Consider the following 25,650-nt stretch of genomic DNA (forward strand, 5'->3'; position numbering starts at 1 on the left):
AAAACACCTCTCATTTTATAATAAATTAAACCATGCATGCCTTATACATTGCATACTTAATTTTATTATATCAGAAAAGTTGGTATTGTATATCATTTTTAGGAATCATATACTTATATATAATTTTTCTTCTTTATCACCAAAATCTAGGCTTTCCACCGAATTAAAAATCATATAATAACTTGCTCAAGTCATCATTCCCTTTATATTAAGTGAACACCATCTAACTAATTCACTCATTATTAAACTTCCATCCCAAGGAGAATCATAGAAGTTCATGTACCCAATTTTCACAACTCTATCTACTCCAAATGTTGTTACCCTATCCGTAAATTCTAAAACCTTTTCCTTATTCTTAGAAGCTATTCCTAAAGTTTGTATATTTTTAGTAATTAAAGGACATATATCAAATATATCCTCCACCTCTTTTATAAATATAGTTCTCCCTGTAATTGGTTCCTCAAGCTTTATTTCACTATCAATTAATATTGTATATTTAAGCCCTTTACTTATATAAGCTAGCTTATCAAGGCCTAATAAATATTCTCCTCTTTTGTTAATTATCTTAGCAGCAATAGCCTCTTCTAAATATAAATTTGTATATCTTTTAGTGATTTTTTCGAATTTTATACTTAGTATTTTAGCTACATCTATTACATTTAATTTACTTTTCTCTATAAATAACACTTGAGGCGAAGAACATCCCTTTTGACCAAAAACAATTGTATCTGTAACCAAATTCTCTAAGTATTCTTCTAAATCGTCACTCTCAATAGCTGACTTATCAAAAACAGCAAATGAATACTTAGGGCCAAAAATCAAATCCTTACAAGTGGTTTTTTTTGGCAACAGGCAAATATCATCTACTGCTGCTTTATTTCCCCAAACTATCCTAACATCAGCTTTTAAGGACATCAAAGAATTAAGATTTCTATCAAAACTATCAAAATAAACAAGGGCAATATTCTTAAGTAAAATATTAGAAGAATATGTTCGGCCTTCATATTCAACATTTATATTTGCTAAAATTATTAATAATTTATATACATCACTTACACTTTTCTTAGATACTCGAAGAATGTTGGCATTTTTACATAATATACTTTGCATAACGGAATAAATTCCAAGTGTAGGCACATTTCCAGCCATCCAATGACATACTATACCCCTTGGTTGTGCTTTAATGTATTTTTCATCATCTATCTGTACGAATTTATTTAAGTATTCGATATTTTCTAAGTTAAGTTTTAACTGTTTTTCAATATTTACCTTTTTCAAATAGAAACATAAAAATGAAACGCCTTCCACTCTTAATATTTCTCTGTTTTTTGCAATTTTTTTGCTATACTCATTAATTATAAGTATTATAGCTTCTACTGGAATTTTATGAATTTCCGAAAGATTATTATTTAAGTAGGTTTCTATTTCATTAAAATCTTTAAAACTCATACAATTTTCGTTAAATTCACCATTTAGCTCATAACAATTTATCATTTCCCTACCTCTCTCTGTGCAAAAGTATCTCCACACCCTCTAACTTCAGCTTTGTCTATTCGCGACTTAAATTTAAAATACTTGCCGTGTCTACCACACTGGCAATCATCTATACCTATAAACTCGCCGACATCTTCAGTTAGCATAGCTTGTGATGGATAACTAGTACCTAAAATACTCATAACCTCTATAATCCCACTTTCTCCAAATTTCACTTCTTCTAATGTTTGTATATCCCTTATAATAATCTCTGCAAAATTAGGGACATGTTTATACCCATAATCACAATCAATAAAAACTACTCCTAACTGCTCTACCATTCCATAAAAATCTATTATATTAGAAACTTTAGCCTTAAATACCTGTGCAGCAGTCTCTGAAAAGACTTTCTTCTCTACCCTTTCAGATATTAATTTTTTCCATCCGCCACTATGTAGCAGCTTCATATTTGGTATATTTAATTGTATTTGTTCCTGTTTTAAAACCTTTAAAAATTTAGACCATAATATATAGGTAAATCCATAAACTATAATTTTCTCATCCTTATGCTTTCGCTCAAATGCAAGTAGTCTATCTATATTTACCATAAGTTCATCATTCTCTTTATCCATTACATAACAAATCTCACTTCCAAATGCACTTACTCCTCTTATCGCTGCCCCACGTGCAGTCATGCTATCCCCTTTTTTATTGCTATCTTCATCATCTATGATAAGCATTGGTCTTCTTTGGGAACCTAAAAAATTTGATAATGTACTTATTAACCCTTGTGTTTGCCTTATTGAAGTTTTCTTATCTAAATATATTTTGCTAGGAATTCCTGTGGTTGTAGCACTAGAAAGCAACACTTTTGCTACTTTCCCAACCTCGCAAACTCTAAGATCAAAAGATTTAAACATATTTACAGGTATGTATGGAACCTCTTCTAATGTTTTAATACTATTTATATCTACACCTAATTTTTCATACATAGATTTTATGTTTATATTCTCCATATTGTTATCTATCTGAGATAATATTATTTTTAAAAGCAGCTTTTCCTTATCTTTCTGATTTAAATTAAACTGTTCACCAAGTACTAGCTCGTCTATAATTTCCGCAATCTCCAATTTTATCACCCTCTTATTTTACTTAAGTTGTTTAATTAACACCTTACCTGAAGAATTTTTAGGAAGAGTGCTTAAAAACTCTATATACCTTGGCCTTTTATATGGAGGCAATTGTTTTTTACAAAAATCTAAGATATATTTAAAATCTACAAATGGTTTATCCGCAACTAATACTACAAAGGCTTTTACCGCTTCTCCTAAAATATCATCCAAAACCCCAATAACAACGCATTCTACTACTTCTGGAATTTGTAATATTATATCCTCTATTTCTTTAGGACTTATTCTAATCCCACCACTTTTAATGATATTTTTTTCTCTTGCAACTATATATATAAAACCCTCATCATCTACCTTAGCTAAATCTCCTGTATACAAATTACCTTTTATTAATACTTTGTCAGTCGCCTGCTTATCATTAAAGTATCCTTTCATTATATTGCCGCCTTGAGCTACAACCTCTCCAATTTCTCCAACTTTAACCTTGTTTCCCTGACTATTTAAAACTTGGAGCTGCGTCCCTTTAATGCCTCTTCCTATTGAATTCATCTTTTCCTTAATTAAACATGGTGGTAAATAAGATAACCTTGCTGTAGCCTCAGTTTGACCGTACATTATAAATATATCTACAACCCCCAAAATATCTATAAGTTGCTTTATAAATATCTCTGGTAGCTTTCCTCCTGCCTGAGTTATATACCTTAATGTTGGAAACTTAGTATTCTTCATATCAGTCATTCTAAGCAATATTTGATAAGTACTAGGAACACCTGAAAACCCTGTACAATTATACTTATTTATATCCTCAATAACTGTTTGTGGAAACATAAATTTATTATTAATTACAAGACTTCCCCCTACTCTAAAATGAGTATGTAAAATTGAAGTACCATAACAATAATAAAAAGGAAGTACCGTTTCCACTCTATCATTATTGGTAAGTTTTAAGTATTCTATTATAGAATTTGTATTGTATATAAGATTATAATGGGTAAGCATTACGCCCTTAGGATTACCTGTAGACCCAGAAGTAAACAATATTACAGCTACATCTTCTTTTATATTTATATTATTCGTATTGTTATTTGCCTCATAACAAATTATATTAAGATCACTTATATCTGTATAAATTTCAACATCTTTATAATTAAGTGACTTTATTTTTTCACCGAATTTGTTTTGAGTAAAAATCACCTTAATATTTAGAGAGTCAATAATATACTTTATCTCATCACTACTTAAAGCTGGATTAATAGGAACACATATAGCTCCACTTTTAATTATCCCAAAGTAGTTCTCAATAAAAAAATTAGAATTTTCAGAAACTAAAAGTACAGCATTCTTTTTTGATAAATTCTTGTTTCTTAAGAAAGAAGCTTTTTTTTTACATTTTCATAAATTTCTTTATAGCTAATCTCATTTTTAAAGATAACAGATGTTTTATTAAGTTTTGATGAATTCTCGAAAATATAATCTGTAAAGGTCATATTTCAACACCATACTTACTAACTATTTTCTTAATGTCACCTATAGTATACATTCTAGAAATATCCACCACGTTTAAAGCTATATCAAAAACTTCTTCCAAATTAGTTATAAGTTCTACATGTCCTAAAGAATCCCAATTTTCTATCTCATCGGGTCCCATATCATCTTTTATATCCTCAATTTTTTTTATATCAAATACATCACGTAACACCTTGTTTAGTTTTTCTAAATTGCTCATAGTAATTCCTCCTTACTATTAATATTTTATTATATATAAAGCAATATTCATGCCAAAAGAGATTATACTTCTCCAAGTATAATCTCTTTTTCTTCTTCACTAAGGTGAAAGTAATCATATAAATAATTTTCATCTTTGCCCTTATACTCCATCATGGTTGGAATGCATAATTTCATTAAGTTATTTGGATAATACTCATATGCATCCTCACCTAATTTTTTCGCAAAAGTCTTAAAATAGAATTCGTATATTTTACTATTTAATATGTATAATAAAAAATCATAAGTAACCGAAGCATCTTCTTTTATAGTAAGTGCATATACATCTGCACTAAAATAACTTCCCACGTCAAGAGCAAATCTATTACTGCTCGCTTTAAATGGAAAAACTATCTTTTCTCCTTCAAATATACTTTGATTTCTTCCCCATTGAAGTTCATACCATTTTCTAATACCCTTTTGACACTCCCTTCTTTTTAGAAGCTTTTCCTTCTGTAGTCCAATATAAGCTATAGCATTATTATATTCTTTAGGATTACAAATTAAATCTGAATATATTATATAACTATCTTGCCTTGAAATTTTATTTTTTTCTATGTAACTACTCTTAATCCAAGGTTTTATTATATCCTTTTCAATGTTTTTTCTTAGGGAAGTATCATTATTGAGTACAAAAGCTCTATCACACCCAGTTATTATTCCCTGATAACTATAACATATATTACTAAGTTCAATATGTTTTTGTTGTTTTATTTTTTTTATTATGATTCTCACTTTCTCATCTACTAAAACCCACCCTTTATCATCTAATTCTTTTTTATTTAGCATAAAAGCATTGAATTTATTGCCACCTTTTAAAAATACATTATTATAAAACTCTTTTTTTTCTTTACCTTTTACGGGCAATGGCTTTATAATTTGAATTTGATTATCCTTAGTTTTATGATTTGTTATAAATATAATTAAAGGATCTATCCCTACATTTTTAAATGGTCTTATACCATAAAAATCTATCATTTTATCTATAGTGTAGCCATACTTTAAAAGCTTCCTCAAATTCTCTCCACTAGATGATTCTATAAAGTATCTTGAAGTAATAAATGTAAGTTTTCCACCCTCACCTAAATCCCCTAATGATTTCTCAAAAAAACAATATGATAAGTCCCCTTTGTCACTGTATACTTTTTTATATTTTATTTTTAGAAATAAAGCATATTCGTTATTTATAGCTTTTTTGCCAACATAAGGTGGATTTCCTATTACGATATCATATTTGCATTCATTTTCATATAATAAAAAATCCTTATTGAAAATATTTTCAACTATGATTCCCTTGCTTAAATCATATAGATCAATAACAAGAATTTTTAATGCTATGTCATCAATGTCAAATCCGAACAAATTATATCTTATTATATGGTCATCAATATTTTTCACATTTAATTTTAATCCATTTGCCTCATTAATAAAGCTCAAATTATCCTTATATAAATTTTGAAGAAATTTAAAACAACAAATCAGAATATTTCCTGTGCCACAGGATGGATCGACAATTTTTATATATGGATTATTTATTATATGCGCAGCTTTTATAGTATTTTCTATCATATAAGAGGTTATAGGTTCTGGAGTATACACCGTACCCTTCTCTTTATTATTCTTTATAAATTCATAATAGCCATCACCAAAATTTTTTCCACCTGATAATTTTAATTTTATTTTATAATCCTTAAGGGCAATTACTTTATATATATCATCTATTGGACTTATTATAATATTGTATACATCTTTTATTTCTTTTTTTAATAAATCAAGCATTTATTTCTCCCACCTATGTTACTAAAATTTATTTTTACCATATTATTATTTAACTACAAACTCTCATCAACAATAGTTAATATTTGATCCCGCTTTATTCTTCCATTTTCAACTAATTCGTAACAACGTTTTTTAATTTTTTCTTTGTAGATTTCATCTTTAATACTAGAAAGATTTATTTTAACATTTAAAATTGCACTTTCAATAGATGCTTGAAGCATTAAAACTGATACCCCCGCATCAGAAATAGCATTTTTGTTACCTAACTTAGCCGCTACCATCACATACTCATATATTTTATATGCTTCTTCCGCTACAATTAAAGGAACCTCTAAGGCCCCTAAATATCCATCTTTTATCTTAGCACTTCTTACTTTTTTATCATCCTCGTTTTCCTTTGGAAGTTTAAAAGCCGACATTAGAATTAAAAATGCCTCCTTATCTTTGTTCATTAGTTCTAAAAATTTACTCTGATATTTAAGACATGCATCTAGAGTTTTAGAAATAAGTATCTTTTCCTCATCACTATATTCATTGAATACCTTCTTACCTATAGTTAAATTAAACACCATAGAACCTAGTCCACTGGCTAACGATGCTGCAAGTGCTGCAACACTTCCACCTCCTGGAACAGGTGAATTTGAACCTAATTCTTCAATAAATCCTCTTACAGTTTTTTGATCTAACATTTTTTATTCTCCCTTCAAAAATCTAATTATTTCTTTGTTAATATCACTACTGACAAAACAATCATTATACTCCCAATTATAATTCTAGATGAAATAGCCTCACCTAAGATTATTATTCCTAGTATTAAGCTAACTATAGGCTCAATAGTACTTAGAATTGAAGCCTTAGAAGGTCCTATTAGTCTAACCCCTTCTAAAAATGCCATTAAAGCTACCACCGTAGATATAAATGCTATAAGTAGAATTGCCACAAGTGCATAGAAAGAAATATGGATGCTAAAATTATTAGTGCTTATAGCAGCTATAAACATAACAGTAGCAGATGTGCATGAAATATAAAAGGTTAATACGTAACTATTAATATTCTTAAATTCTTTATTAGAAGCTCCTAACACATATAATGAATATAATACTGCCGCTATTAATGCTAGTATTATTCCTTTTATGTTAAAACTGACACTTGCCTTATCAATTAAAATATAAATACCCATTAAAGATATAATCAAAGAAATTATTTTTCTAGAATATATTTTTTCTTTATAAAACATATATGCTAATATAGTGACAATGGATGGATATATGTAGAAAATCATACTTGCCATTCCAATGCCTATATAATTATATGACATGTATAAACTAGAAGTTGTAAGTGTAAATCCAAATACACCAATAACTAATATTAAAATGGACTGTTTTTTAGTCAATTTCATAGATATACCCTTTGTTTTCAAGTAATAGAAAAGCATAATTGCTGCAAACAAAAACCTAAGGAACAATGTACTGTATGCATTTGCTCCTCCTTTGTATGACAATTTCGCAAGTATTGGCATAATACCAAAAGCACTAGCTGATAAAATAATGTATAGAATTCCTTTTGTTTTCTCCATAGTATCCCTCCTTGTTTTAACATATACAAAACGAAACTAAATAACAATCGTATAACTATTAAAATTGTACCATTTTTATGTTATTATTTCATCAATTAACTAAAATAAGACCCCATGATAACAAAAACATCATAGGGTCCTAGAATAAATTATCTATTTAGTATATGCATTATCCCAAGTGTTTGAAAATACAAATTCTTTTACATCTTTTTTATCATAATGTTCTTTACTCTCTGCAATTTCTCCAATTGGGGTTATAGCAACTACCTTATAATTTTGTGGAATTGACAATGCTTTTTTGATAATATCCTCATCAATTGCAGCAATCCAACAAGTTCCATACCCCTCATTAGTAGCAGATAAAACAAAATGCTCCATAGCTATAGCACTATCTACTAAATAATACTCTTTATTTTCTACTTCTCCCGAAGCATTTGGATCCGCAACTACAACTGCTGTCATTGGTGCATCAATTATTGACTGAGCTGCTGAATTATCATTATTCATTATAGCTTTTGAAATTTGATTAAGTTCCTGCTTTTCATCAACTAATATAAATTTATAAGATGTTTTATTCTTCCATGAAGGTGACATCATAGCCGCATTAATCATTCTAGCCAATTTTTCTGCATTTACTGGGGTACTTTTAAATTTCTTAATACTTTTTCTATTTTCAACTACATCATAAAATTCCATATAACACACTCCTTTAAATTTAGTATGTGCAATAATTGAATAAACAATGTAATTATTTTTTCGAAATTTTGCTTTTAAATATATTCCATACATACATAGTTTCTTCAATTTTAAAAAGGTATGTCAAAACAAAATATAATATACTTCCTATAGCTGCACATACAAATAAAATTGTTAAATTCAAAACAAATCCTGACACTAAATTAATTATAAATATTTTTTTCATGAAATATATTATCACGCCCATAATAATAGAAGCTATAGATATTTTTCCCACGGTTTTAGCCATAGAACTAAACTGTATTCCTGGAAATTTCTTATTCATCTTAAGAAACAACATTAAAGTAATAGCTACCGATGATATTGATGATGATAATGCTAGTCCCGGTACTAACAGATGCCTATACAAAACAGCACTTAAAACAACATTTATTACCACACCTACTACACTATATATCATCGGTGTCTTAGTATCTTTAGCTGAGTAAAATGCCCTATTTAATACGTCACGTACTCCATAAGCTACCATAGTTGGAGAATATAATACTAATGCCTCTGAAACCAATTTCATGCTACTTATTGTGAATTTTCCTCTTAAATATAGTACACTAATTAAAGGTTCTCTTAATATTACTATTGCAAGTGCAGCAGGTATCATTACTAGATTTATGATGTTAATTGATTTAACCAAGGATTTTTTATATTCCTCATGATTATTTTGAACAATGAATGTAGAGAGTATTGGGTATATTATCATAGATACTGCCACAGCAAAAACTTCATAAGTGAGTAAAGTCACCTTATTTGCGCAATCAAGAATTGACGCTGCTCCCTCATATAAACCTATTGCAAATGATCTATTAATGAATAAATTGAATTGCATTGTTGCAGTACTTATTATTATAGGAATCATTAATATAAACATTTTTCTTAAATCTTTATCCTTAAAATCAACTTCTAATTTATACCTATATCCCAATTTCCTAAATTTGGGTACATTAATTATGAATTGTATAAAGAATGCTAAAACTGTTGTTATTGCAAATCCAGTAAGTCCAAATTTATCTACAAATAAGCTTAAATAGATTATATATATTAAATTTGCTGCAGCCGCCATGGCCGATGGAATAGAAAATTCCTTATGAGCTTGCAGAGCGCCCGCAACCACACCTTGAAGAGTTAAAAATAAAACTGATAAAAACATTATTCTAAGTATTTTCACGGTTTGTTTAAATAACATTGGATCATTAGACAAGTTATTAGCAAAATAATACACTATATAATACGAAAATAATATCCCAATCCCAGTTATTATTACAGTAGCTAACATTGAAGTGTTAGTTACATTATTTACAAAGCTATTTCTTTCCCTTGTATCTTTTGTCTCAATATATTCTGTAAGCACAGGTATTATTGTAGTACTAAGTCCATATCCTAGACTAGTAAAAAGATATACTATTCCAAAACACCATACATATATATCTGATGAATGAGAAGTCCCAAATTTAGCAAATACTAAACTATCTCTTACTATACCTAATATTTTCCCAACAATTACAAATAACATTACAATCATTGAACTCTTTAAAACCTTATTTTCTTTCATGATACACTCCATATTTTTGTGAATTTAAGAATTATTATCAACTTCACTGTTAGATCATTTTTTTAATATATTTTTATAAATTTCATAATATTTTTCCCAGAAATTTTCTATAGTGAAATCATTAATAACGATATCATGTAAATTTTCTCCTTTTACATTTGAATTACACTTATCTAAATATGCCTCTCTCATAGCCATGTAAATATAAAGATTATCCTTATCTTTTATTTTATATCCACTATTGTCATCCAATATACACTCTAGGTCTCCAACTCGCGTATAAATTAATGGCTTCTTTACAATTCCTGATTCTAATACTGTAAGTGGCGGTGCTCCACCCTCACTTAAAGAAGCTAGAATACTAACATTAGATGCATTTATGTAGTCTAAAGGATTAAAAACGTTTCCTACCATAATAACTTCATTTTCTAATTTTAATTCCTTTACTAAATTTTTCAGTTCTAAGTCTAACTCTCCACCACCAACTAATAATAATTTCACATCATGAAATTCGAGAATTAATTTTTTAAATGCTAAAATAACTTCTTTATGGTTTTTTATTGGATGCAATCTTGCTACCATAACATATATAAATACATTATCTTTTATTTTCAAACTATTCCTTATATCTTTTGCAGGTATCCCAATGATACAACTTTTTATATCTATACCATTGTTTACAACTGAAATTTTACCTTCCATTTTTTTATCTACAAGTAAAGACTTCAAGTTATTTGATACACAAATATAATTTTTAAAACTCTTTAATCCACTAGTACTTAGAGGCGTAAATATAAAATATTTTAGCTTATTGTTAAGAAAATCATATCTAAAATCGCTATGAACTACTGCTACCGTTGGCACATTTAATTTGCTTTTTAAAATTAAATGTAATAGGAAAGGTTTGGCTCCATGAAAATTAACTATACTTATTGAATTTTGATTTATAAAGTTCACAAGCTCCATATTATAAAGCTTCTTACTAAAAAGTTTATAACTAAGACCCAATTCCTTAGCTTTAATATATAATGGCCCTTCTCCAAGACAAGCAATTATATTTTCAAATTTTTCATTTGATTTATCACATATATTTAATACATGTTTTCCACCACCACCATTGTCATTACCAGATATAATATGTAATACTTTAATGTTTACCCCTCCCTTTATTTATCTAAAAAACAGTATTTACTCCTGTTTGTTTTTATATTTTATTACCATTATAATAAATTTTGGTATAGATGATAACCGCTTAATTCTAAATGGCTCTTTTATCACTCTATATAACCATTCCATTCCTAAGTTTATCATCCATTTAGGTGCGCGTTTAACCTTGCCTGCAATATTATCAAAACTTCCCCCAACTCCCATAAATATTTTGCAAGGAAGCCTGTCCATGTACTTTGTTATAAATAATTCCTGCCTTGGACATCCCATTGCAACAAATAATACTTTAGGTTTTACGGCTTCTATTTCTTTTAATATATTTTCACAATTATCTAATTCAAAATATCCATCATGGCTACCAAGTATATTAAGCTTTTGATATTTAGTTCGTAAATTTATATTACACATATCAACTGTTTCTTTTGTTGATCCTAAGAGATATATTCCTTCATTATCTTTTTCACATTTTTTCACTATATTATCCATAACTTCTATACCTGCAATTTTTTCTTTGACAGGCTTTCCTACAATTTTCGAACAAATAACTGTTCCAATCCCATCTGGAATAATAATTGAATTTCCACTTGTAAAATTATGGAGCAAAACAGTATTTTCAAGTCCACTAAGGAGAACTTCTGGGTTTCCTGAAATAATATGTACTTTTTCAAAATTATCTATAGACTCAAATAAAGCTCCCATATTATCATTAAAAATTTTATATTGTAAAATTTTCGTTATCATAAATTCCTCCAAACAACCTACCTCTAGCAGATTCGATATTAGTTTAATTTAGTAACTCACTAATGTGAGTTACTAAAAAGCACCATCTTTCTTAAATACAGACACCACTGTTAATAAGATTATTTTTATATCTAATATAACTGAAAAGTCCTTAATATAATTAAGATCATAAGCAACCGTTTTTCCGAGTTCTATTTCACCTCTTCCACTAATTTGTGCAAGTCCAGTTATTCCTGGCAAAACTAGAAGTCTTTGATGATAGCTTTCTGGATAATACTTAACTACTTCTGGTATTTCAGGCCTAGGTCCTACAAGACTCATGTTGCCAAATAAAACATTAAAAAGTTGAGGAATCTCATCTAAACTACTGCGTCTTAAAAAATTACCCACCTTAGTTACCCTACTGTCTGACCTACTTTGAAATACAAAATTTTCAAGATCCTCTGGATTAATCTCAAGTTTTCTTTTACTCTCAGCTTGAACTATCATGGTTCTAAATTTATAAATAGTAAAGTTTTCACCATCTTTCCCAACCCTAATTTGCCTAAATATAGTTCCACCTTTTGAGTCTATTTTAATAGCAATAATGATAATTAAATATATAGGTGATAATATAATTATCCCTATTAAAGATAATATAATGTCCATTAATCTCTTAAGTGCGAATTGAAATTTTTTATTCTCAATTTGTGTTTTCTTATCTATAGTTATCATTTTACTTTTATTCACTTTATACCCCTACCTTCTCATGAATATTTATATATTTTTCATTTATAATTTCCTTAATAATTCATATATTTTAATTAATTTCTGATGAATTTAATAGACTTTCAGCTGTAGCTATTAAAAACCAAAAATATGTTGTAGCCATAGGTACAAAAAATAAATTGTCTGATATATTCATAAAGAAAAATGCAATCATTGATGCAAATGCTCCCATATAAAAAGCTTTTATAAATTTATCATTAGTTATAGTAAAGAGTTTTTTCACTCTAATAAGCGATGTCACTAAAACTGCTAAAAAAGATACTATTCCTATTATACCCAATTCACTCTCAACCTTCAAATAAGAATTATGAGCAGGATATCTTTTGTAAGCATTATAACTTAAACCCTTATATTTACTAACATATTCATTATATCTACTAATGAAGTTACCATTTCCAACGCCTAAAATCGGATGATCTTTAATCATCATTAATGCCGTTTTCCACAATTTAATTCTAGATTCATTTTCCGCTGTATTTTGTAAATCTCTTACTCTGTCAAGGACCGATGGCATAAATAAAGTAAAAATCCCTATACCACCAAAAGCTATAATTAATTTATAACTGTAAATCACACATAATACTACTGCACCTATACAAACTCCTACTTGCGCATTCCTAGAATAAGTCATTATTATATTTACAAATAATAAAACTGATATTATCCCATACATACCCTTATTTTTTTTGTTTTTCTCATAAATAGTAAGCATTACCACTGGAAATATAATTAAAATAAGAAAGGCCGCGTAGGCATTAGGATTAAACATTGTCGCTGCAATTTTAACCACAGTATATCCTGGATAATGAACTACAAACTTTTTATCTAATCCTATTGTTGTGAAATGTTGGATTATACCAAAAATGCTCAATAGCACCGCAGTAAATATATAACATTTCAATAAATTCTTCACTAATTTTTTAGTGTTAAACTCATACTTAATTACGAAAAATATAAATACATAAGCTAAAAATCTTGCACTTTCTTTTAATGCTAATGTTTTTTCTAATGCATACAATGTGGACAATAACATTATTCCAAGTAATATTAATATACATATACTTAAAGTACTACTAAATAAATCTCTAATACCATAAATAAATCTTTCACGCGTAGTCTTCTCAATAATTAATTTTATAAGATACACAAATATAACTATTCCTAATAAGATATCTGACACAGGTATTCCTTTAAAATTTGTTCCTTCCTGAATCAAAGGCATTATTACTATATACACACACATTAAAAAATATAAAATACTATACTTGTTTTTCATTTTTTACACCTCTTTATACAATAATAATATCATTTTTACATAATCAGTCCCTCACTTTCAAAGAGACTTCAATTTGTAAGTGAGGGACTATAACTTATTATGATTTTTATAAATTCATCAATATTTTTTCAAGTTTTCTTGTTATATTTTCTCTGGCATAATTCTCCATAACATAAGCTCTACCATTTTGACCTAATTCATTTCTAAGTTCTATATCATTATATAACTTTAACACCGCTTCTGCAATTTCTTTTGAATTTTCAGGTTCCACAACTATTCCTGCATTTGCATTATTTATTAGCTTTGCAGCTTCTCCCTGTACAGGCAGAATAATTGGTATCTCTGAGGCCAATGTTTCAAACATTTTTGAAGGTAGTGCACCTTTAAACAGTTCTAATTTCTTTAAAGGAATTATTGCGGCGTCCATAGATGATACTATTTTAGGCATATTAGTTTTTGGCTGAAGAGGTAAAAATGTAACATTTGTTAATTCTTTTTCTTTAACCAAATTTATAAGATCCTGTTTTTCTGGACCATCACCAACAAAAACAAATTGAATGTTTTCTTCATCTTTTACTATCTCCGCCGCATTTATTATAACTTCAAGTCCTTGTGCAATACCATGAATACCAGCATAACATAATGCAAACTTATTTTCTATTCCAATTTCACGCCTAAAGTCTTCATCCCTGTTTTCTTTCTTAAATAACTCTGTATCTACTCCATTAGTTAAAAGGTGTATTTTATTTTTATCGAAGCCTCTATTAACTATGTCATCAACTATTCCTTGTGTTTGACATGTAACAGCTGCAGCCCTTCTATAACAGAATTCTTCTAGCCATACAGACATTTTTATAAACAATTTATTATGAAGCACACCTAATTTTATAGCTGATTCTGGCCATAAGTCAGATATGTTAAAAATAAATTTAGCTCCCTTAAGCTTAGCTAATACGAACCCTGAAAATCCAAGGAAGAGTGGTGGAGATTCCGTTATTATTACATCCTGTTTATCTATATGTTTAGCGCCACTAAGTACTGATGAAAAAGTAAAAGATAGATAATTTCTTAACCTTTTAGTAAATTGCTTAGATTTTGTAGCATAAATACTAGTTCTAACTATCTTTATACCCTCGATTTCCTCCATAACAACTCCACGTCCTTTGTACTCATCAAAGATTTCTCCCCTAGGGTAGTTAGGTAGAGCTGTTAATATTGTAACTTCATGACCAAATTCTTTTAATTTTTTAGCAAACTCAAAAATTCTATTTTGAGGCGCCCCCACTTCTGGAGGACAATATTGTGTTAAAAATAAAATACGCATTTTCCACCTCTATTATTTGTTTATGATTTCTAAAATTTTCTCTGCAGCGTGACCATCACCAAAAATATTTTGTTGAACTTTACTTGGTGTAAAATTGATTATACCATCTAATATCTTAGCTTTATTAGTTCCAACAACAATATTCCAACCATTTTGGACTGTTTCTACCCATTCTGTTTCATCTCTCATAGTAATGCAAGGCTTATTCATGAAGAAAGCTTCCTTTTGAACTCCACCACTATCTGTAATAATCTTTCTACAGTGCATTTCTAAACTTATCATATCTAAGTACCCAACTGGATCTATTATCTTTATATTTTTGTTAAATGATAAATTATAATCGTCCATATACTTTTTAGTCCTTGGATGTAATGGTAATATTACTTGCTGACCACTTTCATTTAATGCTTCAATTATATTTCTTAACCTATTTATATCATTGGTATTTTCTGCTCTATGAATAGTCGCTAATATAAATTCTTCCTGTTTTAAGTTCAGCTCTTTCATAATCTTTGATTTTTCTTTTGAAAGTTTTGAAAAATTAAGTGTTGCATCATACATTACATCTCCTACATTATAAACACCGCTAGTAACTCCTTCGTTACTAAGGTTTTCAATAGCTGAAGCCGTAGGTACAAATAAATATTTTGATATATGGTCTGTTAAAATTCTATTTTGCTCTTCTGGCATAGTCATATTAAAACTTCTAAGTCCCGCTTCTATATGAGCTACCGGAATAAGTAATTTACTTGCACAAAGTGCACCAGCTAAAGTTGAGTTCGTATCCCCATAAACCAAAACCATATCTGGTTTTTCCTTTTCATAAAGTTCTTCAAGTTCTATTAACATATTTCCTGTTTGCTTGCCATGTCCACCTGAACCTACTCCTAAATTATAATCTGGTTTAGGTATATTAAGTTCTTCAAAAAAGATTTTCGACATATTTTCATCATAATGTTGGCCTGTATGCACTAAAATTTCCTCATGCTCTTTTCTGATGATATTAGATACTGCAGCTGCTTTTATAAACTGTGGTCTTGCTCCTACTACTGTTAATATTTTCATATATACTCCTAACATTCATCAAAGTTTTTCTTTGATAAAATCAGGATTTACACTTCCTTCCACAACGTTTTCTATAAACTTTCAATAACATTCATTAAATCGCGAGTTAAATTTTCCCTACTGTACTCACTAACTTTTTCCCAATTAACCTCTGTTTTTTTCTGCATACCCTTCCAAATACAATAAGATTTGTATATCGCCACTTCAATATCATCCACTTTTTCAGGATGACAACAAAAACCAGTGTTTGTATTTAGTATTAAATCTCTAGCAACCCCTGGAGGCACAATACCGATGATATCTCGTCCACTCCTTATGTATTCAAAAAGCTTCCCTGTGTATATTCCATCGCTACCCACTCCAGCTTCAATAATTAAAAGTGTAGCAGTAGACTCTTCTAATTTCTTTAAACTCTCTTTATGTGGCAAATATGATATAAATTCAATAATATTATCATATTTAGCAACAAAAAATCTTATATCCTCTTGGGCATCTTTTCCTATTTGTCCCACAAATCTAATAGTAAGTTCATCCTGCTTTATCTTTTTTTCCATTATAAGCTTATCTATAGCTATCAAGAAATTCTTCGGAGATCTTTTACCATATAAAGTACCATTATGAGTTATAATATATTTTTTTGCCACAAAATTCATATTAAAACCAGCAAAATCTTCTTCGTCATATCCGTTAGTAATAACCTTAAATTTTTCTACTGACTCATCTTTATATCTATAAACAAACTCATCTATTATAGGTTTACTTACAGATATTACACAATCAGCCTTTTCTATTACCATTTTCTCCATCTTTTCATTTTTTATTTTAGCATATGTCGAATAATTTACAAATGGATTAGCTACCCACTGGTCGCGAAAATCTGCAATCCATGGTTGATTAGACCTTTGTTTTAATTCATAAGCAATCAAATGTCCAGTATATGGCGCCGATGTAGAATATATTACATCAATTTTCTCATCATTAATTATTTTAAGACCTACCCTTACCGCATCTTTTTTCCAGGATATTTTATCATCAGGTATATACATATTTCTATACATATTTAATAAATGTTTTTTTACTTTTCTCTTGATTCTAGATTTCAATGTAATCTCAGGCGTTTTTTTTATAATATTTTCTTTATTATCTATTTTAACATCAGTTACTTTTCTATTAAGAATAGAATTAACAATAAAATTTTCTTTTTGAATAGCCCTAAATACTTTTATTCCATCGGTTGATTCAAGTTTTAAAGATTCATCCTTTATAGTTCCCTTTTCATTGTTTACAGTAAGTACAAATACATTATAGCCAAATTTCTTTAGAAACTTAGCAAATTTTAATGTTCTCTGAACTCCTGCACCACCAAGTGGCGGATAAAAATAAGCTACAATTAGTATATTTTTCATTACAAACCCCTCACACTATTCAAAATCTTAATTAGTAGATTTTCCTTCTGGATATATCATTAATATCATTACCACAGTAAAAACAAATGCAGGTACTACACTTAGTGGATTTGCTGAACTAATAAAAGATTGCCCTGTAATATTTCCATAAATAAATAGACATAAGGTACCAATAATTGCAGGCCATTTAAATTCTTTAAAATCTTTCTTTTTGTTTTTAAATATATCCACTACCGACTTTAATAAGCCACCAATCCAAGCTAAGATAAATGTAAATGAAAATACGATCCCAAATTCTGTTACTAAATCAAGAACAATATTATGAGCATCTATATACATTCTTTTAGGATTACCACCATATTGTAAGTAATAATATTTGAAATGCCCTGGTCCCACACCTAAATACGTATGATCGTTAATCATCCCAAGAGCTAACGCCCATATAGGTCTTCTATTTTTAGTTTCATTTATCAATCTATTCCATAATTTAGCATTACCGCTGGCAATACCTCCCGGTGCTGTTAAATTAATTCCTGCTGTAAGATCTTCCATATCCCACCTATGCATAACATTAAAAGTCATACAAGAAAACAGAACAATAGATATTAGTATGTACTTTTTCCAATTTTTTCTATCAATGATAATGCAGACAAAAAAGCATATTGCTAGTGCAAAAAGAAAACCTCTTGATTTCTGACCACAAAAATTGATTACTTGAATTAATAATAATAATTTATATATTTTATTATATTTTCCTGATAAGTCCTTATTTAGAGCATAAAGTAATATAAATGGGATTACAATTAAAGTATATCCCAGCATAAAATTGCTACCTAGGACACCATAAAGATGCTGATTATTGTGCCTGAAAATCAGATTATATATTGTAACTATTATATCTGGTATTGATGATAATGTAACTCCCACACATAAATAAAACAATATATCTTTGTAAAACTCTTTATTGTTTTTCTTATAACAAAGCATTCCAATGCTATAAGTCATCACTGTAACCATACTTAGTATCACTAGTTTAAACGCTTCTAAAACATGAATACTTCTAACCGATGACATCACCGCGAGTATTAACAATATAACATAGATCACACTTATCTTTTTATATTTTATTGTAAGTCTTGAAAAATCAAATTCGCCCCTTTTATATCCACGAATCATAGGGATTAAATATATAGCAAAGTAAACTATATATAAGACTTGACCTATTTGATCCATATTCAACCTATGCATAATATAAAACACCATAGGTATTATGGGCATTGATATAGCGTAAATTTTACTTGCTGTAATAAAATCCTTAAACATTAAAATAAGACTACAAATTACAAATAGGGTTACAAATATACTACTTAGGAACATAAGTATATTTGATGTACCAATCTTTATAAATAGTCCTAATTCTATAACCACATATAACCCTAGAATTATATACATATTTTTCTTCAAATAATTAAAATAACCTTTAAGCTCTTCAATAAATTCCATTTTCGTCCTCCAATATACTTTTCTCGTATTTTAAAATTATATTTTCTCCACTAGTAACATCACAATTGCAAGTTTTAATATAATCATAAAACCACTGAAATATATCTCTAGAATGAATATTATATTCCTTTGAAATTGCAGAATTATGCCACAATAAAACAAAAATACCATTATGAATCTCAACCTTTTGAATCAATTCCTTAATATACTTTATGGACTCTTCAAAATCTAAGTGCATGTATTGCATTAAAGATCCATCCATAACTATTAAAGGTATTTCCCATATGTCCATAATTCGGTCATTAGCTAAGTCATATGGTTTATAAGGAAGACAGTACCCCACCTTAAACCCTGCTTTATCTGGAAAACATAAAGTTGTATCATAGTTTATACCATTTTTTTCTTGAATAGCCCAAGTTTTTTGAGCGTTAAAACTTAAATAATGCTGCCGAATCCCTATTTTATCAGTCTTATTAAATTCTTTTTTAAATATTGAAAGTTCCTTATTAAATAAAGATTCATCAGACGCCGTACCAAGCCCTGGATGGAACCCAATTTCACTGTTACCTTGAACTACTTCTTTTATGATCTCTTTAACTTTTTTATTTCTAGGGCTATAGCCTTTACCATTTGTCATAAAATAAAAACTAGAATTATACCCCTTATCTTTTTCCATTTTTAGAATCATATCAAAAGTATCACAAGGATCCTCCTGTATTTTAAACAAATTTGTAGCTACATACCCCTTTATCCTTTTTACAACATCTAATGGCCTTTTGTCTATCAATAAAACACTTAGTTGAAGTCTTACCTCACGCCGAAAGCTAAAGTATTTACTTACCACATCAACATCATGTGACAATAATACTTGAAATTTTTTATCCACCCATAAATTTTTCTTTTTAATGTTTAAATTATAGCAGATATTTAATGTATCGACAAACCATTGAATACTTTCGTTAACTACAGGCCTATTAAGCAACTCATTTTTATACAATATACTTTTTTCAATGTTAAACCTACCATATTTATCATACTCATCTATTATATATTCCTCATAGCAAGTTAAAAAGAAAAAGCTCATTTGAATAATATCTATGTTAATAATAATTTGATCTTTTATTTTTTTCTTAAAATAATTTTCGCCTTTATTATTAAAAAATACAGGTAATCCTTCATAGAATAAAACATCTGTAGGAATAGATTTTAAAGTCAAATAATCTTGTGAAAATAAAGGACCTTCTAATAATACCACATGTTCATCATCAGTAGTGCCCGTATTGCCATAAGATATTATTAAATCAAATTCCTGCTTTAAATACTTAAAATCTCTTGAGCTTATTACGAATACCTCTATATCATAATCCTGGAATATAGTGTTTACGACATATTCTATTTGATTCTTAAAACCTTCATTAGAATATATAAATGCTATTTTTTTCATTTAAAGACACCCATCTCTCCAATTTCTACTATATATAATAATTATTTCTCTTTTTTAAATTTTTTAATAATTATTAACGTAACGTACTACATTATAATATTACTATTTATTAACATTTTCAAGTGTTTTATATGTATCGTTCATGATTTTTGCATTTTCACACCAATTATACTTCTCCAGCACTAGTTTTCTCGCATTTTTCGAAAATTCCTTCATTTGCTCTTCATTTTCGATTATTTTCATAAGTTTTAACTCTATATCCTCGCTATTTTTTTGCTTTATTACAAAACCGTTATAGTTGTTAATAATTATCTCTTTTAATCCGCCTACTTCCGTAGCAATTATTGGTCGTCCACAAGCACAAGCCTCAACAGCCGAAACTCCAAAACTTTCACTTAAGGATGGCAGACATACTATATCCATCATATTTATGTATTCTGGTACTTTTTCATTATCTATTTGTCCCGCAAATGTAACATTAGAATTTATATCTAATTTATTTACTAAAGTTTCAAGTTTCATTCTTTGAGTCCCATCTCCAACAATTAAAAGTCTTAACTCTTTGGTTCCACGATATTTTCGTAAAAGAAGCGCAAATCCTTCAATAAGATAATTTAATCCGTATATTTTTTCTAATCCCTTAATTACACCAATGGTAATATTGTTACTATTTAGTATGGGTATGTTACATTTAAATTTATCTATATCTACACCAAATGGGGTTATTATAATTTCTTTCTTATAATATTTTTTTGTTTCATCAGCCATATTATGACTGGTAGAACATACTTTGTCCGCACCCTTCAATATGTATTTAAGTAACAATTCTTTTGCTTTATTTTTTTTAGGAAACTCATACACATCACTACCCCAAACGGATATTACAAAAGGATGAAAATTACACATTCTCCCGTAAAGCCCATAGCTAGTAGCATAATGACTATGTAATATATCTGGATTAATGTATTTAACTAGTTTTTTAACATCTTTAATTAATAAAAAATAACCTAGTTTATTTGTAGAACTACTTCTTAGCACATGCACATATACATTGCTTTCATACGCATAATCTGCTTCCCGCATTGAAATTATATGTATTTCCTTGTAAATATTAGAAAAATACTTAACCCATTTTCTAGTATGTATACTATGTGCATCTGCTAAGAAACAAATTTTGTCCATAGATTTCCTCCTATACTTTTACTATTTAAGTGTAATTTAAATCTTAGAGAATTAATTAATAACTGCTAATTGCTCATTCTTAATTGTTTGTCAAATGTTACTAAAGTCAGTTTTCTATAACATTTATTATCCTCTCTGTTACTTTTCCATCCAATTTGTAAAAATTTTCATGGATATAATTTTGAATATCTTTATTTAGCGGCATTTCCTCTTTATTAATTTTAACCATGTATTCTAAAAGCTCATTTTCATCCTTAACTCCAAATGATACACCATCTTTAACAAATCCACCGTTATCATTATATTTAGGAAGCAATATACATATAGAAGGTTTATTCATAAGCGCCGCTTCTACAACTACTGTTGAATGAACACTTATTACCAAATCGCTCCATTTAATTAATTCGTATAAATCTCCATCCTTTATCATCTTACAGTTTTTAATTTGAAATTTCTCAACAACTTTTTCATAAAATTCAAAACTTAAATCTGCTGGATGAAGTTTTATAATTAATTCATAATCATCCTTCATCAAACTCAATGCTTTAAATAACATTAAAGTAGCAGGTTCTAGTAGATCCCTAAATGGTTGTGTGGCATATAATATTTTCAGTGATCCACTTTTTTTATCAATTTTTAAATATCCACTTTGAACTAGATGGTCTGTTCTTACCTGCCCAACAACATTAATATTCTTTTCATTGTATACATTTGTATGAGAAATCAATAATTCTTTAAACTTATCTCCCCATAAGAATGTATGTTTTGGAACTAACAACTCTTTGAATTTTGAAGTAATTATATAAGTAGATGCAGTATCATTAATTATTCCATGTTGCACAGCATAGGTGCCTATTTTGAGTCTATTGCCTGCTGCTATAAAACATCGTGCTCTGTCTCCCTCACCAACTACTAAGCATTTTTTAATCTTAAATTTTTTAATGATTTTCTCAGCTAATATTAGTTCATATAAATATGAATAATAGTTTTTTCTAACATCCTTTAATATATATTTCAACATAATGTTTCTAAGATCCAATTTATTAAAATGGAAATCAAATTTATCTATATAAATTAAATTATCAACTACTAAACTATTATTTACATTTTTTTTAGCAGTAAGCCTCTTGTAAATCACAAATAATTCAAATGGCACAAAATTTTCATGATAATTTCTAGTTTTATCTATGATATATTTATTGTTTAAATTTTGAATATTTAAAATATTATAGGTTTTTTTCAGCTTTTCAATAACGCCACCTAATTGAGTATCGTAATACTCATTTTCATTCCCTTTTATTGGGTTTAAATCTGCCGCACGTGACATAACCAAAAATGACTCTTTATAATTTTTTTTATTCAATAATGAGTTATTTAATAAAAATTTACAATAACTTCCTATTCCCCTAATAAACCGTCTAAGTAGTTTGCCTTTATTTATGGCTGGAATGTTCTTTTTATTATCAATTTTCTCACATTTAATGTTGAATACCTCTGCGCAAACCTTTGCCATAATGTCGTCATCTGTTTGTACTTCTAATTCTTCACTTATTTTATCCTGCGTATTTCTTATAACCATAATACAAAAAATGAAACCATTCAACTTTCTGTATATGCTAGGTCTATCAAAAATATATAATGGCACATTATCGTATAAATATAATTCTTCTAATTTTAACCCGTTAACATTTTGATTTTCCAAGTAAGTCAAATAACCAAAAGCTTCTTTTTCTGTATTAGTTTTTTCTATGTGTTCAAATAAATCCAGAATTTGACCATCTACTATTAATTCTTTTTTTTGCGCGGTATATATTAATTTAACCATTAAACTCCATCCTAATTTTTCGACTTATCCGTTTTTACAATTATTGGTTGTACGATCAACCCCTACCCTATAATCGAAAATTTAATTAAAGCGTGTCTATTTATTTAATTTTACCTCAAAGTTTATTTTAACATTTTAACAAATGTATATATCTCACAAGATTCATTTTGAAAAAATGTTCTGCCTTAACTCTTCTTTAGTTTTCTATAATATCTACTATCCTCTTCGTTACTTTTCCATCTACCATATAGAAATTTTCCTGAATATAATTTTGAATGTTTAAGTTTAGTGTTATATGCTCTAAATTAATTTTAACCATATAAGCTAAAAGTTCATTTTCATCCTTAACTCCAAAGGATAACCCATCTTTAACAAAACCTCCAGCATCATTATATTTGGGAAGTAATATACATATAGAAGGTTTATTCATAAGAGCTGCTTCTACAACTACTGTTGAATGTACACTTATTATCAAATCACTCCATTTAATTAATTCGTACAAATCCCCATCCTTCATTACTTTACAGTTTTTAATGTGAAACTTTTCTACCATATCTTCATAAAACTCAAAACATAAATCTCCAGGATGAAGTTTTATAATTAATTCATAATCTTCCTTCATTAAAGTTAATGCCTTAAATAGCATTAAAGTAGCAGGTTCTAGTAAATCTCTAAAATGTTGAGTGGCATAAAATATTTTCAGAGGGCCACTTCTTTTAGAACTTTTCAAATATCCATTTTGAACTAAATGGTCTGTTCTTACTTGGCCTACTACATTAATATTTTCTTTTTTATATATATTTGTATGTCCTATTAGTAACTCCTTATATTTTTCACCCCATACAAAGGTGTTTTTAGCCACTAAAACTGCTTTATAGTTTGAATTTATAATATATGGTGAGGATGTTTCATTTATTATGCCATGTTGAATCGCATAGGTATCTACATTCAACTTATTTCCTGCAGCTATAAAACATCTTCCTCTGTCCCCTTCTCCTGCTATTAAACATTTTTTAATTTTAAATTTATTAATAAGTTTCTCGGCTACTAAAAATTCATGTAAATAAGAAATATAACTTTTTCTTAAGTCCTTCATTACGAAATCTAAAAGTATACTTTTAAGATCAAGTTCATGAAAATGAAAATCCAATTTTTCTAAATAACTTAAATTATCTACTAACAAATTATTATCTACAAACTTTCTAGCCTTAAGCTTTTTATAAAAGACAAGCAATTCAAAAGGTACAAAATCTTCATTACAATTCAATGTTTTATCTATGACGTACTTATTATTTAGTAGTTGGAAATTTAATATATTATAATTTGCTTTTAATTCCTCTATAACCATTCCTAATTGAGTATCACAATAGCCCATACTATTACCCTTAACAAGATTTAAATCTAAAGCATGGGAGATAACCAAAAATGTACTCTTATCATTTTTCTTTTTTAATATGGCATATTTGAATATAAATCTACAATAATTTTTTATACCTCTAGTTAACCTTCTAAATAATTTAACTTTACTTACAGCTTCAACATTTTTTTCAGTATAGACTTTCTCACATTTAAGATTGAATATCTCTAAACAAACCTTTTCCATAAAATCATCATCTGTTTTAACCGTTAATTCTTCATTTATTTTATCTTGTGTCTTTTTTATGATGATAATACAGAAAACTAAACCATTTAATTTTCTATATATGGTAGGTCTATTAAAAATATATAGCGGTATATTGTCATATAAATACATATCCTCTAATTTTAGCCCATTAACTTTTTGATTTTCCAAGTAAGTTAAATATTTGAAAGCTTCCTCTTCAACTTTTATATTTCCTATATATTCAAATAATTCTATACTCTTACCATCTATTATCAATTCTTTTTTCTGTGCTGTATAAATTAGTTTAACCATTAAATTCCAT

21 protein-coding genes and 1 pseudogene are annotated in these 25,650 nt (G+C 28.3%); all 22 read right to left on the minus strand.

The window, feature by feature from the left end; translation table 11 throughout:
- Positions 1 to 186: 186 nt before the first annotated feature.
- A complete protein-coding gene (locus A7L45_RS12190) occupies positions 187 to 1,494 on the minus strand; it encodes an acyl-CoA reductase (RefSeq protein WP_071613037.1) in 1,308 nt (435 codons plus the stop codon).
- Complete coding sequence (locus A7L45_RS12195; protein ID WP_187350213.1) at positions 1,491 to 2,603, minus strand: LuxE/PaaK family acyltransferase; 1,113 nt, start codon at positions 2,601 to 2,603, stop codon at positions 1,491 to 1,493. The genes A7L45_RS12190 and A7L45_RS12195 overlap by 4 nt, the downstream gene beginning before the upstream one ends.
- Before the next feature lie 18 nt (positions 2,604 to 2,621).
- The gene (locus A7L45_RS24225) at positions 2,622 to 3,038 is read right to left on the minus strand and encodes a class I adenylate-forming enzyme family protein (protein ID WP_326492848.1); all 417 of its coding nucleotides are present in this window, start codon (positions 3,036 to 3,038) and stop codon (positions 2,622 to 2,624) included.
- A 45-nt stretch (positions 3,039 to 3,083) separates the two neighbouring features.
- A pseudogene (locus tag A7L45_RS24230) lies at positions 3,084 to 3,932 on the minus strand (AMP-binding protein); the annotation flags it as partial.
- Between the two features lie 154 nt (positions 3,933 to 4,086).
- Entirely contained in the window at positions 4,087 to 4,329 is a 243-nt protein-coding gene (locus tag A7L45_RS12205; protein ID WP_071613038.1) for an acyl carrier protein, read from the minus strand.
- A 62-nt stretch (positions 4,330 to 4,391) separates the two neighbouring features.
- Complete coding sequence (locus tag A7L45_RS12210) at positions 4,392 to 6,146, minus strand: Eco57I restriction-modification methylase domain-containing protein (RefSeq protein WP_071613039.1); 1,755 nt, start codon at positions 6,144 to 6,146, stop codon at positions 4,392 to 4,394.
- A gap of 53 nt (positions 6,147 to 6,199) precedes the next feature.
- A complete protein-coding gene (locus A7L45_RS12215; RefSeq protein ID WP_071613040.1) occupies positions 6,200 to 6,835 on the minus strand; it encodes a cyclodeaminase/cyclohydrolase family protein in 636 nt (211 codons plus the stop codon).
- Between the two features lie 26 nt (positions 6,836 to 6,861).
- Positions 6,862 to 7,722: a DMT family transporter gene (locus A7L45_RS12220; RefSeq protein ID WP_071613041.1), complete on the minus strand. Its 861-nt coding sequence runs from the start codon at positions 7,720 to 7,722 to the stop codon at positions 6,862 to 6,864.
- A gap of 153 nt (positions 7,723 to 7,875) precedes the next feature.
- Complete coding sequence (locus tag A7L45_RS12225) at positions 7,876 to 8,418, minus strand: nitroreductase family protein (protein ID WP_071614958.1); 543 nt, start codon at positions 8,416 to 8,418, stop codon at positions 7,876 to 7,878.
- Between the two features lie 52 nt (positions 8,419 to 8,470).
- Entirely contained in the window at positions 8,471 to 10,024 is a 1,554-nt protein-coding gene (gene murJ / locus A7L45_RS12230) for a murein biosynthesis integral membrane protein MurJ (RefSeq protein WP_071613042.1), read from the minus strand.
- A 54-nt stretch (positions 10,025 to 10,078) separates the two neighbouring features.
- Positions 10,079 to 11,194: a glycosyltransferase gene (locus A7L45_RS12235; RefSeq protein WP_309249081.1), complete on the minus strand. Its 1,116-nt coding sequence runs from the start codon at positions 11,192 to 11,194 to the stop codon at positions 10,079 to 10,081.
- An 18-nt stretch (positions 11,195 to 11,212) separates the two neighbouring features.
- Complete coding sequence (locus tag A7L45_RS12240; protein WP_071613044.1) at positions 11,213 to 11,932, minus strand: WecB/TagA/CpsF family glycosyltransferase; 720 nt, start codon at positions 11,930 to 11,932, stop codon at positions 11,213 to 11,215.
- A gap of 72 nt (positions 11,933 to 12,004) precedes the next feature.
- Complete coding sequence (locus A7L45_RS12245) at positions 12,005 to 12,646, minus strand: sugar transferase (RefSeq protein ID WP_071614959.1); 642 nt, start codon at positions 12,644 to 12,646, stop codon at positions 12,005 to 12,007.
- An 85-nt stretch (positions 12,647 to 12,731) separates the two neighbouring features.
- A complete protein-coding gene (locus A7L45_RS12250) occupies positions 12,732 to 13,976 on the minus strand; it encodes an O-antigen ligase family protein (RefSeq protein ID WP_071613045.1) in 1,245 nt (414 codons plus the stop codon).
- A 106-nt stretch (positions 13,977 to 14,082) separates the two neighbouring features.
- Positions 14,083 to 15,300 carry a glycosyltransferase family 4 protein gene (locus A7L45_RS12255; RefSeq protein ID WP_071613046.1) on the minus strand — a complete coding sequence of 406 codons (1,218 nt, stop codon included), beginning with the start codon at positions 15,298 to 15,300 and terminating at the stop codon, positions 14,083 to 14,085.
- Positions 15,301 to 15,312: 12 nt separating this feature from the next.
- Entirely contained in the window at positions 15,313 to 16,365 is a 1,053-nt protein-coding gene (gene wecB, locus A7L45_RS12260; RefSeq protein WP_071613047.1) for a non-hydrolyzing UDP-N-acetylglucosamine 2-epimerase, read from the minus strand.
- 71 nt (positions 16,366 to 16,436) lie between these two features.
- Positions 16,437 to 17,771, minus strand: coding sequence for a glycosyltransferase (locus tag A7L45_RS12265; protein ID WP_071613048.1), 1,335 nt, complete (start codon positions 17,769 to 17,771; stop codon positions 16,437 to 16,439).
- A gap of 27 nt (positions 17,772 to 17,798) precedes the next feature.
- Positions 17,799 to 19,274: an O-antigen ligase family protein gene (locus tag A7L45_RS12270; protein ID WP_071613049.1), complete on the minus strand. Its 1,476-nt coding sequence runs from the start codon at positions 19,272 to 19,274 to the stop codon at positions 17,799 to 17,801.
- Positions 19,261 to 20,718 carry a polysaccharide deacetylase family protein gene (locus A7L45_RS12275; RefSeq protein WP_071613050.1) on the minus strand — a complete coding sequence of 486 codons (1,458 nt, stop codon included), beginning with the start codon at positions 20,716 to 20,718 and terminating at the stop codon, positions 19,261 to 19,263. Before A7L45_RS12275 ends, A7L45_RS12270 begins: the two co-directional genes overlap by 14 nt.
- Positions 20,719 to 20,820: 102 nt before the next feature.
- Positions 20,821 to 21,900 carry a glycosyltransferase gene (locus A7L45_RS12280; protein ID WP_071613051.1) on the minus strand — a complete coding sequence of 360 codons (1,080 nt, stop codon included), beginning with the start codon at positions 21,898 to 21,900 and terminating at the stop codon, positions 20,821 to 20,823.
- 106 nt (positions 21,901 to 22,006) lie between these two features.
- A complete protein-coding gene (locus A7L45_RS12285) occupies positions 22,007 to 23,725 on the minus strand; it encodes a CDP-glycerol glycerophosphotransferase family protein (RefSeq protein ID WP_071613052.1) in 1,719 nt (572 codons plus the stop codon).
- Between the two features lie 196 nt (positions 23,726 to 23,921).
- Positions 23,922 to 25,640 (minus strand): CDP-glycerol glycerophosphotransferase family protein, encoded by a 1,719-nt coding sequence (locus tag A7L45_RS12290; protein WP_071613053.1) that lies wholly within the window; start codon positions 25,638 to 25,640, stop codon positions 23,922 to 23,924.
- Positions 25,641 to 25,650 lie beyond the last annotated feature (10 nt).

The sequence above is a fragment of the Clostridium estertheticum subsp. estertheticum genome, assembly GCF_001877035.1.
Taxonomy (GTDB): Bacteria; Bacillota; Clostridia; order Clostridiales; family Clostridiaceae; genus Clostridium_AD; species Clostridium_AD estertheticum.